Genomic DNA, 16,925 nt, shown 5'->3' on the forward strand with positions numbered 1-16,925 from the left:
TCATCCTTGTTCTTCCAAACGTGGAGCCCCGGCGAGAACATCACCGCTGCCTGCAGCCGTCAACCCGGCTCCGCGCCTTGTCTCGCCGTATAGGGGCACGCCCGGCTGCAAGCGCCGCAAGGGGCCGAAGGCCAGCCCCAGGCTGGCCAGCAGCACATACAACAGGCCTGCCACGGCAAACAGCAGGCTCAGGCCACCCACCTTGCCCGTTCCCAACAGCGGCGCCAGTCTGGCTTGCCACTCTCCGGCTTTGCTCATCAATGTGATCGCCCATCCGTCGGCCAATGCGCCGGCGCCCAGGGCGCCAATGGGCATTGCCAGCAGGCACACCATTTGCCGGGCCGACAAGACCCGGCCCAGGGCGTCGGCGGGCAGGCTGCGTTGCCAGAAACTCTGGTCGCTGCTGGTGCTCAGGGAAAAGCAGCCGAACGCGACGAAGGCGGCCACATACAGCACCACCGGCGAAGCGCTGGCGCCGATAGTCAGGACGGCGGCGCCGAGCAGCAGGTCGGCCAGCAATACAGTGCGGATCAGCCGCACCGGTGGCCGGGCCACCACCCACAGCGAGCCGCCGAGCATGCCCAGGCCGCCGCAGGTCATCAGCGTGCCCAGCACCAGCACCGAGTGACGTTCCAGCACCAGTGGCGACAACAGCGCCGAGGCCAGGCCGAGCATCAAGTGCTCCAGCCCGAGGTAGGCCAGCAACGCCCACAACGCCGGACGCCCACGCAGCACGGCGAGGACCACCGATGATCCGCCCTCGAAGTCGACGCGGCCCTGGCCGGTGCCGCGCACGGCGCTGACGAACAGGCCGATCCAGATAAGAACGGTGGCGCATAACAGCACGGCGCCAAGGTCCAGCAACAGCACCCCCGTCACCCCGACGCTGCCCAACAGCAGCGCCGCCAGGGTGGGGGCGATCAGCTGTGGCAAGCCCACCATCAATTGCATCAGGCCATTGGCCCGGCCGATTGCCTGGGGGCTGCGCAGAAGTCGCGGGATGGCCGCCTGACACACCAGCATGCGCACCACCAGGGTGCTGGAGTTCACCGCGGCGAAGGCGTACACCTGCCAGCGGTCCAGGGCGTTGGATTCGAACAGCCACCACAGCGCCAGCGCCGCCGCGCCGCTACAGACTTCCACGCCCAACAGCAAGGCACGCGCTTCACAGCGGTCCACCAGCCACCCGGCCAGCGGCGCCAGCAGCAGGCCGGGCAAGGCTGACAGGGCGATGACCCAGGCATAGTCGGTGACGCTGCCGTGTTGCTGCAGCAACCAGATCCCCAAGCTGAATGCCGCCAGGGCCGAGCCCAGGGTGGACGCGACCTGGGCGCCCCAGGCCCACAGCCAGGGGCGAAGCGAAGGTTCAATCGTCATGGTTCGGCAGCGCCTCGATCGCGGGCCAATGGTGCCGCAGCAAACCGGCGAGAGCCGGCGCCGCGCGGGACTTGAGAATCGACAAATGATTGCAATCCTCGAGCACTTGTCGCCTGCAGTCGGGGGCGAACGCTTCCCAGCGTCGCGCCGGGTCGTCCGGTTCGGCGCTGTGCTGGCCAGCCTCGACCAGCACCACGGGCCCAGGGTAGGGCGGTGTTGGTTGGTACTGCGTCGCCAGGTTGGCCTGGAACACCCGCAGCGGCCCGCGCAACGCATCGGCCCGGGCTTGCGCCGGCATCAGCCCGACCGCTTGCATGCTCGCCAGCAGTTGAGCGCATTGCTCGTCGACTTCGAGGCTGGCGAGGCGGTCGATGTCCAGGCCCAGGTCGCGCCCGGCATCCATCTCCAGCAAGCCGACGTAACGGGCCAGGGCGTGGCGCGCGCCGCTGGCCAGGCGCGGACCGGGCGCGCGGCTGTCGAGCAGCACCACCGGCGCCACCAACGCGCCCTCGGCTAGCAACTGACGCGCCACTTCGAAGGCCAGCCAGCCGCCGAACGAATGGCCGAGCAAGTAATACGGGCCATTCGGCTGCTGTCTGCGGATCTCCTTCACATAGGCGCTGGCGGCCGCCTGCACCGTCCCGTGGGGCTCGCAACGCCCGTCGGAGCCGCGGGCCTGCAGGCCGACCACGTTCAAGCGCACATCCAGCTGCTGGATCAGCGGCACGAAGCTGGCGACGTTAGCCCCGGCACCGGGGATCATGAACAGGCAAGGCGCCTGCGCCGCGCCGGTCTGCAAGACAAAGCCGCTACGGCCGCCGCGCGGTTCGTCGGCATCCCGTTCGGCCTGGCTCAAGGCCTGCTCCAGCGCCTGGGCCAGGTGTTGCAGCGGCTCGGGGTCACGCATGATCGACCAGTGATCACCCTCGATGCGTTGCTCCACCAAATCGTTGCCCAGCAGAGCCTGCCAATCGGCCCCAAGCCCGTTCGGGCTGGACAAGCCCGGCACAGGCGAAGTGGCGCTGAACAAGTGCACCGGCAGGCCCAGGGGCGCCGGCCTGTAGCGGACCATGGCGTTGCGCAGGGTCAGGTTGAGGCGGGCGCGACGGTCCAGTGCCTGGCGGTCAAAGCCGCCGGGCAGCCAGCCGCGTTCCCGGGCTGTGGTGATCAGCGCATCGAGGTCGAGGCCAGCGTGCCAGGCGTCGCCCGGTTCCTGGTCGGCCCCATTGCGCCATTGCTGGGTCAGATAAGCGAGCAGTTGCTGGCGCAATGCGTCTTCGTCCAAGTCCAGGGTCACCGGCGCGGCGCGCAGTGCGCCCGGCTGGCTGCTGTCGATCAAGCCAACGAACGCCACCGGACAATCCTCGCCTCGCAGTTGGCGGGCCATTTCATAGGCCAGCAGGCCGCCCGCCGACCAGCCGGCGAGCCAATATGGGCCCTGAGGTTGGACCTTGCGCAGCAGTGCGATGTAGCGACTGGCGAGCGTCTCGTTGCAGATGCCTTGCTCCAGTTCGGCGGCGGCTTGCACCGCGTATATCCCTAGGGCGGGGTCCAGGTAGCGGGCCAGGCGAGCGTAGGGCAGCGCCTCGCCGGTGCCTTCGTGGATGAAGAACAGCGGGGCCCGTTGGTCCGTGCCGGCGCGAATACACAGTAGAGCCTGCTGGTCGACGTCCTGGGCATCCAGGGGCCGCACTTCACGAGCCAGTGCCGCCAGGTCCGCGGCGTTGAACAAGTCGCCCACGGACACACCCAGGCCTTGTTCGCGCAGGGCGTCGAGCATTTGCACCAGCAGCAGCGAATGCCCGCCGAGGGCAAAGAAATTGTCCTCGCGACCCACCTGCTCGACCCCCAGCAACCGTGCCCAGAGTTGTGCCAGCAGACTTTCCGTGGCGCCTTGGGGCGCAGCGTAGGGACGCTGCTGCAGGGCGTGCTGGTCAGGTGTGGGCAAGGCACCGCGGTCGACCTTGCCATTGGCGGTCAACGGCCATCGTTCCAGTTGCACATAGGCGCCGGGCACCATGTGTGCTGGCAACTGTTCGGCCAGTGCCAACCGTAGCGACGCTGGCTCCAGCTGGCGGCCCGGTTCGGCGAGCAGATAGGCGACCAGCCGCGGATCGCCGGGTTCGTCCTGGCGTGCCAGGACCCGTGCCGAATGCACATCGTCCAGCGCCGTGAGGCGTGCTTCGATCTCCCCCAACTCGATGCGGAAGCCGCGCACCTTGACCTGCTGGTCGTTGCGTCCCAGGTAGTACAGGGTGCCGTCGCTGCTCCAACGCGCCAGGTCGCCGGTCCTGTAGAGGCGTTCGCCCTCGCCACCGGCGAAGCGCGCCGGCAGGAATCGCTCGGCGTCCAGCGCTGGACGGTTGAGATAGCCGCGAGCCAGACCCGGCCCGGCGATGTGGAGTTCGCCCACCACGCCGCGGGGCACCAGTTCGCCCCGCTCATCGAGCAGATAGACCCGCAGGTCGGGGATCGGCCGGCCGATGGGGGCCAGCCCGGCGTGGCAGTGGGCGGCATCGATGGGTTGGTAGGTGACATGCACCGTCGTCTCGGTGATGCCGTACATGTTCACCAACTGCGTGCCCTGGCTGTCCGGGCGCTCGAACCAAGGCCGTAGCGCCGCGCCATCGAGAGCCTCGCCGCCGAAGATGATGCAGCGCAGGCGATGGGGTTCGGCGCGGGTCTGCTTCATCCAGGCGTAGAAGGCGCTGGGCGTCTGGTTGAGTACGGTGACGCCGGTCTCCACCAGCAGCCGGTAGAAGTCTTCGGGGCTGCGGGAGGTCAGGTAAGGCACCACCACCAGCCGGCCGCCATGCAGCAGCGCACCCCAGAGCTCCCAGACCGAGAAGTCGAAGGCGTAGGAGTGGAACAGCGTCCAGACGTCTCGCTCATCGAAGCCGAACCAGGCATCGGTGGCGCTGAACAGCCGCAACACCGAGCGGTGCTCGATCATCACGCCCTTAGGCATGCCGGTCGAGCCGGAGGTATAGATGATGTAGGCCAGGTCGCGGTCGCTGGCGTGCGGATCGGCTGCCGGATCGGTGCAGGGCAGGTCGCGCCAGCCGCCGCGATCCGGGTCCAGGGAAAGGACTTCGCAACCGGCCGGTACGTGCAGTTCAACCGGCAGATCAGCCAGGGTCAACAGCACCCGCGGCTGGCTGTCGTCCAACATGAAGTTCAGGCGCTGGGCCGGGTAGACCGGGTCCAGCGGCACATAAGCGCCGCCGGCCTTGAGGGTCGCGAGAATGGCCACGGGCATGTCGAGGCTGCGTTCGACATGGATTGCCACGCGGCTGTCCGCGCCGACCCCCAGCCCACGCAAGCGATGGGCCAGGCGATTGGCGCGCTCGTTGAGCGCTCGATAACTGAGCCGTTGTTCACCGTACTCCACCGCAACGGCATCCGGGCGGCGAGCCGCCTGGGCCTCGAAACGCTGGTGCAGACGCTCGCCATTGGTCGTGGGGAGCGCCACGGCGGGGTTGAAGCCATGGAGCAGTTGCTCGCGTTCGGTTTGGCTGAGCAGGTCGATGTCGGCCACCGATTGACGGTCGTCCGCGACCATCGCCTGTAGCACCGAGAGCAGCGCCTGCCAGTGACGAGCCACGGTATCGGCGTCAAACAACGCGGTGGCGTAGTTGAAGCCGCCTTCGATCACGCCGTCCACCTCGTGTACATCCAGCGCCAGATCGAACTTGGCCGTGGTCACCGGCGCACCGACGCTTTCCAGATGCAAGCCGTTGCCCAGGTCCAGTTCGCCCGCCGGGGCGTTCTGCCAGGCCAGCATCAGTTGGAACACGGCGTTGTAGGCTTGGGAACGTGGCGGATTGAGCGCCTCGATGACCTGTTCGAACGGCAGGTCCTGGTGTTCCTGGGCGGCCAGCGCCAGGTCCTTGACCCGGGCCAGGAGGGTGTCCACCGTCGGGGCGTCGCCCACTTCGATGCACAGCGCCTGGAAGTTCACGAAGAAACCGATCAGCGGCTCCAGCTCGACCCGGTTACGGTTGGCCACCGGCGAGCCGATAACCACCCTGTCCTGGCCCGAGAACCGGCTGACCACCACCGCCCAGGCCGTCAACACGGTCATGTACAGCGTGGTGCCGTGGCGCTGGCCGAGGGCCTTGAGGCCGTGGGTCAGCTCAGCGTCGATGCGCACCGGCAGGCTGGCGCCGGCGTAGTCCAGCCGTGCCGGCCGCGGCCGGTCGGTGGGCAGGGCCACGCAGGTCGGTGCGTCCTGCAAATGGCGGGTCCAGTAGGCGCGCTGGCGTTGCAGTTCGTCGCCTTGCAACCAATCGCGCTGCCAGAGGCTGTAATCACCGTATTGGCGATCCAGGGCCGGCAGTGGATCGACCCGCCCCTGGCTGAACGCTTGATACAGGCGGGAGAACTCGTCGGTGAGGATGCCCATGGACCAGCCGTCCGAGACCAGGTGGTGCAGCGTGACAAGGACGATGTAGTCGTCGTGGTCCAGACGCAGCAGGCTGGCGCGGATCGGCCACTGGCGCGTGAGGTCGAACGGGCGAGCGGCTTCCTCGGCGCAGATCGACTGCCAGTCCGCCGCGCCGGAGGCGCTCAGGTCCAGGGTTGTCAGGTCCAGCGCCCGGGGCAAATCGATCACTTGGCGCGCCTGTCCCGCCACACTGACGAAGCGGGTACGCAGGCTTTCATGCCGCGCGACGATGCGGTCCAGCGACCGGCGCAGTGCTTCGATATCCAGGTGGCCGCGCAAGCGCAGGCCCGCGGGCATGTTGAAGGCCGCGGTGGAATCCGGATTGAGCTGCTGGATCAGCCAGAGGTTCTGCTGAGCGAACGACAGCGGCAGCGGCTGACTGCGGTCACTGGCCAGCAGCGGCCCCAGGCGGCTGCGCCCGGCGTTACCCAGGGCGGCGGCGAGTGCGTGCAGGCGTGGCTGGGCGAAGACCGCCGAGAGCGGCATTTCCAGGCCCAGTCGATGGCGCACCTTGGCCAGCAAGCGCAACGCCAGCAACGAGTGCCCACCCAGGGCGAAAAAATCATCGTCACGACCCACTGCCTCGACCCCGAGCAATTCGCTCCAGATCGCTGCCAGGATGGTTTCCAGTTCGCCCTGGGGCGCGCTGTATTGACCCTGGGCGAACGCATCGGCGGGGGGCGCCGGCAAGCGCTGACGGTCAACCTTGCCGTTGGCCGTGATCGGCAGTGCCGGCAGTTGCACGAAGGCACTGGGCAGCATGTACTCGGGCAAGCGCTCGCTCAGTTGGCTGCGCAGGGTCAGCGGCGAGAGCGTCTCGCTGGCGCTGTAATAGGCCACCAAACGCGTCTGACCGTTGTCGCCCGGCAGAACAATCACCACCGATTCGCGCAGGCCGGGCAACTGATCGAGGCGACTTTCCACTTCGGCCAGTTCGACCCGGTAACCGCGGATCTTGACCTGGGAATCGTTGCGTCCCAGGTACTGCAGGGTGCCCTCGGCGGTCCAGCGTGCGAGGTCGCCGGTCTTGTACAGTCGCGCGCCGGGAGTGGTGTCGAAAGGGTGCTCGATGAAGCGCTCGGCGGTCAGCTGCGCCCGGTTCAGGTAACCCTGGGCCAGGGCCACGCCGGCGACATGCAGTTCGCCGGCCGCGCCCTGGGGTACCCATTGGCCGGTGCCGTCCAACAGGCACACCTGGGTATTGGCGATTGGCCGGCCGATCACCGGCAGGTCCGGCCAGAGCGCAGGATCACCGGCCAGGGTGTGGGTGCAAACCACGTGGGTTTCGGTGGGGCCATAGTGGTTGTGCAGACGGGCTTGGGGATGGGCTTCGAACAGCGCGCGCAGGGCGTCGTTGATGCGCAGCGCTTCGCCGGCGACAATCACGTCCCGCAGCATCGGCAACGCCAGTGGCGCCTCGGCCCAACTGTCGGCCAGGGTCGCCAGGGCGATGTAGGGCAGGAACAGCCGCTCGATCCGCGCCTGCGCCAGCCATTGTGGCAGGCCGGCGAGGTCCAGGCGCTGGGTCTCGTCCAGCAGCACCAGGGTGCCCCCGGTGCCCAAAGTGGAAAAGATCTCCTGGAACGCCACGTCGAAGCCCAGCGCGGCGAATTGCAGGGTCCGCGCCGGACCGGGCAGCGCTTGGGTGGCCTGCCAGGCCAACAGGTTGCCCAAGGCCAGGTGGCCCATAGCGACGCCCTTGGGCGTTCCGGTGGAGCCGGAGGTGTACATGACGTAGGCCAGGTCATCCGGCTGCGGCGGCGCCAGTTCCGGCAGGACGGACGCCGGACCCACGGTGGCCGCCAGGCGAACCGACAGCGCCGGGCAGCGCTCGCCGAGCCTCAGGGCTTCGACGCGCTGGGCATCCCAGAGCAGCAGGCAGGGTTGGCAATCGTCGACGATAGCCTGCCGGCGGGCGATGGGCTGGCTGGGATCCAGGGGCACGTAGGCCGCGCCGGTCTTGAGCGTGGCCAGCAGGGCCAAAATCATTTCCAGGCTGCGGGGCAGGTGGATGGCGATCCGTTGGCCCGGGCCTGCGCCCAGTTCCAGCAACTGCGCGGCGAGGTGGTTGGCCTGGCGATCAAGTTCGCCATAGCTCAAACCGCGTCCGTGCAGCTCCACGGCAAGGGTCTCGGGCTGCTGCCGTGCTTGGCGTTCGAACGGCCGATGGACCCAACCGGCTTCGGGGAACGGCGTTGGAACCGGATTGAGCTGGTGCCAGAGGCGCTCGCGCTCCTTGTCGTCCACCAGCGACAGCCGCGTCACTGGTTGGCGGTCGTCCAGGCAGAGTTGGCGCAGCACATTGGCCAGATAGTCCCAATGCCGTTGCACACTGGCGGGATCGAACAACGCGGTGGCGTAGTTCAGTCCTCCGAGGATGCGTCCATCGGCCTCGTACAGCTCCAGGGACAGATCGAACGGCGCGGTGACTTGCTCGCCGGCGACACTGGTCAGGCTCAGGCCATCAAGGTCCAAGGAGCCGCGCGGCGCGTTCTGCCAGGCGAACATGAGTTGGAACACTGGGCTGTGGGCCAAGGTGCGCGGCGGATTGAGCGCTTCCACCACGTGCTCGAACGGCACGTCCTGGTGCGCCTGGGCCCCCAGGGCATGTTCGCGGACCTGGGCCAGCAATTGGCCAACGTCCGGTTCCCCGCGCAGGTCGACGCACAGCGCCTGAGTGTTGACGAAAAAGCCGATCAGAGGCTCGACTTCAGCGCGGGTGCGGTTGGCCACGGGTGTTCCGATCACCACCTGCTCCTGGTCGGCCAGGCGCCCGACCACCACGGCCCAGGCGGCCAACAGGGTCATGTACAGCGAGGTGCCGTGGCGCCGGCCCAGTTCCTTGAGCGCGGCGCTGGTGGATTGATCGAGGGCGACCGCCAGGCGCGCGCCACTGAAGTCCTGGCGTGGCGGCCGCGGCCGGTCGCTGGGCAGGTCGATGCGTGCTGGTGCATCGTGCAGGTGCGCGAGCCAGTAGGCCAACTGTTCGGCACCGCGCTCGCCGGCCAGCCACTGGCGTTGCCAGGCGGCATAGTCGGCGTACTGGATCGCCAGGGCCGGCAGCGGGTCCGGGGTGCCCCGGCGAAAGGCCTTGTAGAGGGCCGACAGTTCGTCCACCAGCACGCCGATGGACCAGCCGTCGGCGATGATGTGGTGCAACGTCAGGTGCAGCACATGGCGCTGGGCCTGCTGCCGCACCAGTAGAGCCCGCAGCAAGGGCCCTTCGCTCAGATTGAACGGTTGCGCCGCTTCGATGGCCAGGGCCGCCCGTAGGCCGGCGTCGTCCTTGGCTTCCAGGGTCAGGCGCGAGGATCCCCAGCGCGGCTCTGGCTCGATGACCTGCCGGACTTCGCCGTCCTGTTCAACGAACCGGGTGCGCAGCACCGCATGGCGCTCGACGATCCGGGTCAGGGCCTGGTCCAGGGCGGCTTCGTCGAGTTCGCCATCCAGGGCCAGGGCGCCGCTGATGTGGTAGGCGGCGCTCGCCTGGGCGTCCAGGCGGCTGATGAACCACAGTCGCTGTTGGGCGAACGACAGCGGCCGTTCGGCAGTGTCCGGCAATACCGGGATCGCCGTCAGGGCAGAGCGCGCCGCGCCCGCCATCAGTGGGGCCAGGGCAGCAACGGTCGGATTCGCGTACAGGGTCGCCAGGGGCAATTCCAGACCCAGGCGCTGGCGCACCCGCGAGACCCATTGCACTGCCAGCAGTGAATGGCCGCCCAATTCGAAGAAGTTGTCGTGCCGGCCGACCCGGGCGACCCCCAGCAGGTCGCGCCAGATAGCGGCCATGAGGGTTTCCTGCTCACTCCGCGGAGCTTCGTAGGCCTGGCCGCTCCAAGCCTCCTCACCGGGCACTGGCAGGGCGCCGCGGTCGAGTTTGCCGTTGGGTGTCAGCGGCAGGGCGTCCAGCGGCATGATGACCGCCGGTACCATATAGCCCGGCAGCCGGTTCGCCAGGGCGTCGCGCAGGGCCGCCGGCGCCAACGGGCCGTGGCCAGGACTGGCCACGGCGTAAGCCACCAGCGCCGGCTCGCGGCCATTGCGCGGGACCGCCAGGACTGCCGCCGCGGCCACTTGCGGCAGCGCCAACAGGGCGCTTTCGATCTCCCCCAGTTCGATGCGGAAGCCGCGGATCTTGACCTGGAAGTCATTGCGCCCCAGGTAGTGGAGCTGGCCGTGGACGTCCCAGAAGCCCAGGTCGCCGGTGCGGTACAGCCGCGCCCCGGGCTGGTCGCTGAAGGGGTCGGCGAGGAAGCGTTCACGGGTCAGGTCGGGTCGTCGGTGGTAGCCGCGTCCAACGCCAGCACCGCCGATGTACAGCTCGCCCGGTACGCCTACGGGCAACCGCTGCATGGCGTCATCGAGGACGTGCACCTGGGTGTTGTCGATGGGCCGGCCGATGTGCGGGACGAAGCCGACTTCGCGGTCCATCGCAGCCCAGGTCGAGTAGACCGTGGTCTCGGTCGGGCCATAGAGGTTGTTGACCTGACGCACGCGGCTCTGCTCGAACAGGCGCTGCACCAAGGTCCGGGGCAGCGCCTCGCCAGCCAGGTTGATGTTCTCCAACGAGTTCCCAAGGGCTTCTGCGCGCAACAGCGCATCGAGGGCCGAGGGCACTGTATTGAGCAGGCTCAGCTCCGGACGCTGGTTGAGCAGGGCGAGGGCATCGTCCACCAGCTCCAGGGTGCCGCCGCAGGACAGCGGCGCGAAGCATTCGAATACTGACAGATCGAAGTTGATCGAGGTGCTGAACAGGCTCTGGCTCAGCACTTGCGGCGTGAAACTGCCCAGGGCCCAGTCGAGGAAATTGCGCGCGTTGCGGTGTTCGATCATCACGCCCTTGGGTTGCCCGGTGGAGCCGGAGGTATAGATCATGTAGGCCAGATGCTGGCCTTCCAGCCCTAGGGCCAGCGGCGTGTCGCTGGTCGCGGTTTCGCTGCCGCGCAGCACTTCATCGACGTTCACGCGGTGGCAATCGTCGGCCAGCGCCAGTTCCAGCGGCGCGTCGGCCAGGGTCAGCAGCGCCAGCGGGGCGCTGTCGTCGAGCATGTAGGCCAGGCGCTGCGCCGGATAGGCCGGGTCCAGCGGCACGTAGGCACCGCCGGCCTTGAGCACGGCGAGCAAGGCGACGATCAGTTCCGGAGTGCGGCGCAGATGGATGCCGACCCGCGCGTCAGGTCCGACGCCCAGCGCTTGCAGGCGCCGCGCCAAGTGGTTGGCCTGGCGGTCGAGCTCGGCATAGCTGAGCCGGCGGCCCTTGCAGTGCACTGCCAAGGCCTGCGGGGTTTGCCGGGCCTGGGCCTCGAAGCGCTCGTGGAGCAGGGCACGCTGGGGCTGGGGACGCGCAGTGGCGTTGAACCGGGCCAGTTGCGCGAGTTCCGCTGGCGGCAGCACATCCAGGGTCCGGGCCAGACGTTGCGGGCTACTGTCCAGGGCTTGCACCAGGCTGGCGAGGGCTTGTTCCAAGAACCCCCGCGCCCGCTGCGCACCCACCGAACCGGCAATCTGTGCAGTGATGCCAAAGCCCTGGCCGAGATCGTCCACCGAGAAGGTGAAGGGGTAGTTCGTGCGCTCGGCGGTGCTCAGCACCTGCATGCCAGCGACGCGCTGGTGGGGCGTGTCCTCCAGGCTGTAGCGAAAATTCAGCAACGCGCAAAACAACGGCGTCCCCGCCGGCACGCCACTGCAGCGCTGGGCCAGCGTCAGCGGCGCGTGCTCATGCTCAAGCAGGCCCAGCAGCGCCTGATGGGTGCGCTGCAGGCTGTCGATTACCGAAGTCTGCGCGAAGCCGATGCGCAGCGGCAGGGTGTTGATGAACACCCCCAAGGCCTGGTCCGCCCCCTCGATCCCCTGCAGACGACCCAGCAACACGGTGCCGAACACCACGTCGGCGCGGCCCGTGGCCTTGCCCAATACCAACGCCATGGCCAGGTGGAACAGGCTGACGACGCTCACCTGGTGGCGGCGTGCCGTTTGCCGCAGGGCCAGCGCCAGCGTCGGATCGAGGACGCCCCGGGCTTCGTCCAGGGCTCCGGTGTTCTGCACGTCGAGCAGGCCGAACGGCGCGGTGGGTTCGCTGACGTCCGCCAGCATGGCTTCGAAAAACCGTTGTTGGCGGGCGCTGTCCTGGCCGTGCCGGGCGTGGGCCACAAAGGCCCGGAACGGCACCGGCTTGCGCAGTTGCGCGGCGCGACCCTGTTGGATCAGTACGATTTCCTCGACCATCCGCTCCAAGGTGGTGTGGTCCAGCACCAGATGATGGTGCAGCACTTGCAGCAGCCAGCGTTGCCCGGCGGCGTCGAAGGCCTTGACCACCCGCAGCAGGGGCGCCTGGCGGATATCCAGGCGGCGCTGCCGTGGATGGGTGTGCGCCTGCAACTGAGCGAGGGCGTCGGCCTCGGTGATAGGCAGCACCTCGATGGGCAGCAGCGCGTCACGCCAGACTACCTGCACCGGCTGTTCCAGACCTTCCCAGACCAGGGCGGTACGCAGGATGTCGTGGCGGGCGATGACCTGTTGCAGCGCCTGGCAAAAACCGTCCAGGCCGGTTTCGTCGTCGAAGGCCAGGGTGGTGTGCAGCAAGTAGGTGTCGCCTTCTTCCTGCAGCAGGTAGTGAAAGAACAAGCCTTCTTGCAGAGGCGCCAGGGGGTAGATGTCCTGCACGTTGGCAGCGCCACCCTCGACCTGGGCCACGATGGCGTCGATCTGCGCCTGGGTCAGTTCCACCAGGGGCAGCAGCTCAGGTACGATACGACTGCAGCCAGGGGGTATCGTCGCCTGCGGTGATGCAAGCTCAAGGCCCGGGAGCGCCGAGCGCTGTGCCAGGCAGTCGGCCAGCGCGGCGACACTGGGGGCGCTGAACAGCGTGCGTACATCCAGCGGCCAGCCCAGTACCCGTAGCTGTTCCACCAGCTGCACCGCCAGCAACGAATGCCCGCCGAGGGCGAAGAAGTTGTCCTGCCGACCGACCCGCGGCACCCCGAGGACCTCGGCCCACAGCTCGGCGAGGCGGATTTCCACTGGCCCTTGGGGCGCTTCGTAGCAGTGCAGGGCGAAATGCTGTTCGTCGGGCTGGGGCAGGGCGTGGCGGTCGAGCTTGCCGTTGGCGGTCAGCGCGAAGCCTTCCACCTGGACGAAAGCCGCCGGCAGCATGTAGTCCGGCAGCACGGCCGCCAGGCGGGCGCGCAAGGCGTTGGGCGCTTGCGCCTCGGTGGCGCTGAAGTAGGCCAGCAGGCGCTGCTGGGCATCGGCCAGCACCACCGCCTCGCGGAACCCCGGCAGGGCCTTGAGCTGGGCTTCGATTTCTCCCAACTCGATGCGAAAGCCACGGATCTTCACCTGGAAATCATTGCGGCCCAGAAACAGCAGCACGCCGTCGGCGCGCCAGCGCACCAGGTCGCCGGTGCGGTACAAACGTGCCCCGGGCGCCTGGCTGAAGGGGTTGGCGACGAAGCGTTCTGCGCTCAGTTGCGGTTGGTTCAGGTACCCCAGGGCGAGCCCATCACCACCGACGTAGAGCTCGCCGGTCACCCCGATCGGCACTGGGCGGCGCTGTTCATCCAGCACATAGACCTGGGTGTTGCCCACGGGGCGGCCGATGGGAATGTCACCGGCCAACGCATCCGCGAGGGTGATGGCGTGGGTGGTGGTGAAGGTGGTGTTTTCCGTCGGCCCGTAGCCGTTGAGCAAGTGCTTGGGCGCTGAATCGCGCAGGACCTTTTCGATGCGCCGCGGATCGAGCACGTCGCCGCCGACCATCAGGTAGCGCAGCGCGCCGAAGGCCGGCGCCAGGGCCTCGGCGTACTGATGGAACAGCCCGGCGGTGAGCCAGAGCACGCTGACTTCGTGGTGCAGCAGGTGCTCGTTGAAGCGGGCCGCGTCCAGCAGGGTTTCCCTGGGGCAGACCACCAGGCAGCCGCCGTTGAGCAGCGCACCCCAGATCTCCAGGGTACTGGCGTCGAAGGCCGGGTTGGCGGCAAGGGCGAAGCGGTCCTGGGCGGTGAACTCGGCGAAGCCGTTGTTGCGCACCAGTCGGGTGATGGCGCGGTGCGGCACCTGCACGCCCTTGGGCGTTCCGGTAGAACCGGAGGTGTACATGATGTAGGCCGGCGCCTCGTTCGACACTGTCACAGGCTGACGCGGCGGGGTGGGTTCGCCCGCGGTCGCAAGGCGATCCCAAGGGCACAAGGTCTGGTAGCCGGAACCTTGCACCGACGCGTCCGGGTTGTCACAGAGCAGCCAGGCGCTGGCACAGTCGTCCAGCAACGCGCGTTGACGCTGCGGCGGGGTGGCGGTGTCGATGGGCACGTAGGTCGCGCCGTTTTTCAGGATCGCCAGGACCGCCGTGACCAAGCGCGGGCCGCGCGCAAGGCTCAGGGCGACCCGGGCACCCGGGGTGACGCCGTGCTCGGCCAACCAGTGCGCCAGCTGCTCGGCCTGTTGGTCGAGCTGGCGGTAACTGAGCAAGTGGTCGCCGTCCTGCACCGCGGTGGCGTCGGGCCGACGCTGGGCCTGGGCCTCGAACAGACGGTGCAGGGGCTCGTCGGCAGGGTAATCGCGGGTGGTTTCATTGAATCCGTGGAGTACCTGCCGACGTTCATCCGCGCCGAGGATCGACAGCGCCTGGAGCGGCAGCTGGTCGTTCTCGACCATCGCCTGCAACGTGGCGCACAGCGCCTGCCAATGACGCTCCACGGTGCCGGGGTCGAACAGTGCCGTGGCGTAGGTCAGCCGACCGCCGATCGCGCCATCGCGCTCATACAGGTTCAGGGTCAGGTCGAACTTGGCGCTGTCCTCATCGGTGGACAGCGGGGTCACTTCCAGGTCGCCCAGGGCCAGGCTCGGCTGCGGAGCATTCTGCCAGGCCAGCATGACCTGGAAGATCGGACTGTGAGCCAACGAACGCGACGGGTTCAAGGCTTCCACCAATTGCTCGAACGCCAGGTCCTGATGGGCCTGGGCATCCAGCGCAGTGCGTCGCACTTGGGCCAGCAGCTCGCCGACCTGGCTGACCCGGTCGAGGCGCACCCGCAAGGCCTGGGTGTTGACGAAGAAGCCGATCAGCGGCTCGACCTCGGCACGGGTGCGATTCGCCAGCACCGAGCCGATGACCAGGTCATCCTGCCCCGACAACCGGCCAAGGACCACCGACCAGGCGGCCAGCACGGTCATGAACAACGTCGTGCCATGGCGTTCGTTCAAGTGCTTGAGGGACCGCACCAGCGCGGCGTCGATGCTCAGCTCCAGGCTGGCACCGGTGAAGTCCTGTCGGGCCGGGCGCGGCCGGTCCAGGGCCAGGTTCAACGAAGGGGGCGCGTCGGCCAGCTGGGTGCGCCAGTAGTTCAACTGTTCAGCGATGCGTTGCGCCTGGCGCGGGGAGCGTTGCCACAGGGCGTAGTCGGCGTACTGGATGGCCAGCGGTGGCAGCGGATCGGCTTGCCCCCGGCAGAAAGCCCGGTACAGCTCGCTCAATTCCCGGGTCAGCACGCCCAGGGACCAGGCGTCGCCGACAATGTGGTGCAGGGTCACCAGCAGGACGTGCTCCTGCTCGGCCAGGCGCAACAGGCGGGTGCGAAACAGCGGGCCGCCGGCCAGATCGAAAGGCGCCTGGGCTTCAGCGATGTAATGAGCCTGCAACTGGGCTGGCGACTGATCCCGCAGGTCGTGGCACGGCATCACCAGCGAATGCCCGGGATCCACCACCTGGCACGGCTCGCCGCCGTCGGACACAAAACGGCTGCGCAAGGCTTCGTGCCGCTCGACGATGCGCGCCAGCGCGGCGCCCAGGGCCGCTTCATTCAGCTCGCCGCGCAGCCGCAGGCCTCCGGCCATGTGGTAGGCCGCGCTGGCCTGGGCATCCAGGTGGGCGATGAACCACAGGCGTTGTTGGGCAAACGACAACGGCAGCCGCGCCGGCCGTGGACCGGCCGGGATCGGCGCCGCGCCTTGGAGCCCGGCTGCGCCCAGGGCTTCGATAGCCCGTGCCTGGCGTTGCAGCGTCGGGTGATCGAACACACTGGCCAAAGGCAGTTCGACGCGCAATTGCTGACGCAGCTGGGAAACCAGTTGCACCGCCAGCAGCGAGTGGCCACCGGCCTGGAAAAAATGCTCGTCGCGGCCGATCCGTGGTCGGCCCAACAGGCGCCCCCAGATCGTCGCCAGTTGGTTTTCCAGCGGACCCAGGGGCGCTTCGAAGTGTCCGCTGGCGGCCTGTTCCGGTGCCGGCAGCGCGCTGCGATCGAGCTTGCCGTTGGGCGTCAGTGGCAGGACGGGCAGGGCCATGTAGGCGCTGGGTTGCATGTACTCGGGCAGTACCGCCGCCAGGGCGTCGCGCAGTATTGCCTCGTCAGGCGCCGCTTCCGGCTGGGCCACCCAATACGCCACCAGCCGCGCATCGCCGCTCGGCTCCTGACGAGCCACGACCACGGCGTGCTGCACCCCCGGGACACGCGCCAGGGCGCTTTCGATCTCGCCCAGTTCGATACGATAGCCGCGCACCTTGACCTGGAAGTCGTTGCGCCCCAGGTAGAGCAGTTGCCCATCTCCGGTCCAGCGACCAAGGTCGCCGGTGCGGTACATCCGCGCGCCGGGCTGGGCTGCGAAGGGGTCCGGGAGGAAACGCTCTTCGGTCAGCGCCGGCCGGTTCAGGTAACCCCGAGCGACACCGGCGCCGCCGATGTACAGCTCGCCCACCACGCCACGGGGCACCAGCTGCCGGTGCGCATCGAGCAGGTAGACCTGGGTGTTGTCCAGCGGTCGACCGATGCCCGGCACGAAGCCTTCGGCGCGGTCCATCGTCACCCAGGTCGAATAGGTGGTGGTTTCCGACGGTCCATACAGGTTGCACAGGCGCTGCACTTCACTGTGGTCGAAGATCCTTTGCACCAGGTCCTGCTTGAGTGGTTCGCCGGCCAGGTTGACCACCCGCGTCGAGGCCGGGATCGCCGCGGCCCCCACCAGCGCATCGAGCGCCGAGGGCACGCTGTTGATCAGTGTGACGGGCACCGGACGGTCGAGCAGGGCCAGGGCATTGGTGGCCAGGTGCAGGGTCGCGCCGGCGGCCAGGGGCACGAAGTACTCGAAGACCGCCAGGTCGAAGTTG

General features: G+C 68.2%; 2 protein-coding genes (1 of these 2 cut by a window edge). Both read right to left on the bottom strand.

Annotation, left to right across the window (positions count from 1 at the left end):
- Window positions 1–1,377 (bottom strand): MFS transporter, encoded by a 1,377-nt coding sequence (locus tag AB7M32_RS15790; RefSeq protein WP_454250464.1) that lies wholly within the window; start codon window positions 1,375–1,377, stop codon window positions 1–3.
- Window positions 1,367–16,925: the 3' portion of an amino acid adenylation domain-containing protein gene (locus AB7M32_RS15795; RefSeq protein WP_454250465.1), read on the bottom strand. Its footprint extends 2,255 nt past the window's final position; the window shows 15,559 of its 17,814 coding nt (coding positions 2,256–17,814); the start codon falls outside the window, past its right edge — the gene reads right to left on this strand; the stop codon is at window positions 1,367–1,369. The genes AB7M32_RS15790 and AB7M32_RS15795 overlap by 11 nt, the downstream gene beginning before the upstream one ends.

It is taken from the genome of Pseudomonas sp. R151218B TE3479 (genome assembly GCF_053629195.1).